Raw genomic sequence first — 2,104 nt, 5'->3', positions numbered from 1 at the left:
CTCATTTGTCATTTTTTTCCTCCTTTATGGGTGTTTTTTATTGATCATTTTATAAAGCACTGCACAAAGATCGTCATAGTTATTGTTGATATAGGTGAAAAATCGAGGATAAAACCGGTGGGCCATGCTTACGGTAGTTTTATCATCATCAGGAAGAATCAGGACAATCCGCCGGCCGTCGAGCAGATTGATCAGGCAGAACAGTTCCTGTAACCGACGGGGGGACTCGGCCAGCAGAACATATACTTCCTGGTCGCCGCCCTCCGGCTGTTTCAACATATGCCTCAATGCGTTAAACGTATGAACCAGCTGAATGATGTTTTCACCAAAATATTTGGCCATCTTCTTTTGCAATGCCTCTCCTTGTTGGGAAGCCTCCTGGTGTACAAAAAGGATAAGGTTCATAATGCTCCTTTGGATGCGGTCATCCTGTCATCTATTTTTCAATGCACAGGATACTGACAAAGCAAAATGCATACCACGGCATAGAAACGAATAAATAGATTTATTTCAATGGGTTATAAAAATACGGAAGGCGGACGGTTGTCACATAATTGAGAAGGAAAATTTAATATCCAACGTGTTGTTATGTGATAACCATTTGAAATTATATAAAAAATATGGATTTTCCAGGGTCTGTCTCAAAAATATGACAGTCGCAGAGATAGGACTATGTATTACAGAATATCTGTCATGCAAGGCCCGGCAGATCTCAGGTAATCTGAATCTCATGATAAGGGGGTCCGCCTGCCCCCTCTTTGTTTCTTAAGATTTCCTGGATATGACATTTTGTATAGGAGCGCTTGAGAATAATGGCGGAAGCTGCCCCGAAAATCTGGGTCCGGGATTCAATTTTCCTGGCCACCGTGACTTTCGGCAGTGGTTCTTCTTTGTTGGAAAAGGCAAGCAGGGTATCTTTTTCCCGGGAAAGTTCCTCGGTGATTTTTGCATATTCAGCAATCTGTTTCCTGTATTTGGTAATCTCCCCGGCAATGGCATCCTGGCGGGCAAAGCCTGCATTAATATCCGCCTCTGCTCTTTTTGCCTTTTTTTCCAGTTCTTTAATTGCTTTTGACGCGTTTAACACTGCAGACATGTTTCCGGCAGTTCTCAATTTTATTATTTTGGTCTCAATGTCTTTTATTTCCAGCTCTGTCCGGTCCTGGACATAGGCATGTTGTGATATGACAGCATGCAGATCCTGGTCTTCTTTTTCCAGCAGAACGATCCGGGAAGCCAGATCTTTTGTGCTGCGGGCGATAATATCCAGCTTTGCATTGACAGCTGCCACCAGCTGGTTCGCCTGTTCATCCACGCCCACTTTGAGAATGGACGGTTGTGAGGCAGGCTTTCCCACAGTGCCGGCGGCAATACCCAGTTTTGCCGAGATTCTTGAATTGATGATCATACCGTTTGCATTGACACAGGCTCCGCTCAGGGAGATGTGTGAATCAATGATCTCTTTTTGTACCACAAGGTCCCCGAAAGCGGTGATGGTTGAGCTATGTATGAATTTCGCCTGCACCGCGCCTTTTACCTTGACAAGTTTTGTATTTACAATCCCATGGGAGACATTCAGATCTCCTGTGATATCTATGTGCGCACCATTGATCTCTTTTGCGGTGAGCGAGGCACAGGTGATCTTGAAGCCCGGTTTTACTGTGCCCTGCACAATGACGTTGCCTTTAAAATGCACATCCCCGGTTTCAAAGCCAAGATCGCCTTTTATCTGAAATTCCGGGCATACAGACAATGTTCCCAGGGCATCCAGATGGGGCTGACCTGATACTGAGGCATACATTTTATCCCCCTCTTCAGACAAGCGTGTACCGTTACCCGGGGAAAAATCCAGGTCAGCCGGCTCATCCACCATGAGCATTCTGCCGAAGACATCAAAGCCGGGAATACCTGGCTCAGGGAAAATTTTTTCTGCCAGAAGGGTATCTTCTTTAACATGGGGGATCTCTCCCCTGTCACTGAAGTCGATGCTGCCGTCTTTTCTAACCCTGCCGGCATGACGGAACGCTGTGGGAAAATGATACCGGATTCGGGCATCTTTCGGGTATCTGGGTTCCCTTCCCTGGGCGATCAGGATCGGTCCATT

The 2,104-nt window shown here is 46.0% G+C and carries 2 protein-coding genes; both read right to left on the bottom strand.

Annotation, left to right across the window (positions count from 1 at the left end):
* Positions 1 to 24 precede the first annotated feature (24 nt).
* On the bottom strand, positions 25 to 405 hold the full coding sequence (locus L2082_RS19195; RefSeq protein WP_446012201.1) for a hypothetical protein: 381 nt from the start codon (positions 403 to 405) through the stop codon (positions 25 to 27).
* Positions 406 to 712: 307 nt separating this feature from the next.
* On the bottom strand, positions 713 to 2,104 hold a 1,392-nt coding region (locus L2082_RS19190), incomplete at its 5' end, for a FapA family protein (RefSeq protein ID WP_446012200.1).

This window comes from Candidatus Electrothrix sp. (assembly GCF_052785085.1).
Note: the sequence above shows the minus strand (reverse complement) of the source record. Positions and strands in the feature narration are given on the sequence as shown.

Coding starts and splice junctions, on each gene's coding strand:
- L2082_RS19195 (WP_446012201.1), bottom strand. CDS start 405: ATGAACCTTATCCTTTTTGTACACCAGGAGGCTTCCCAACAAGGAGAG.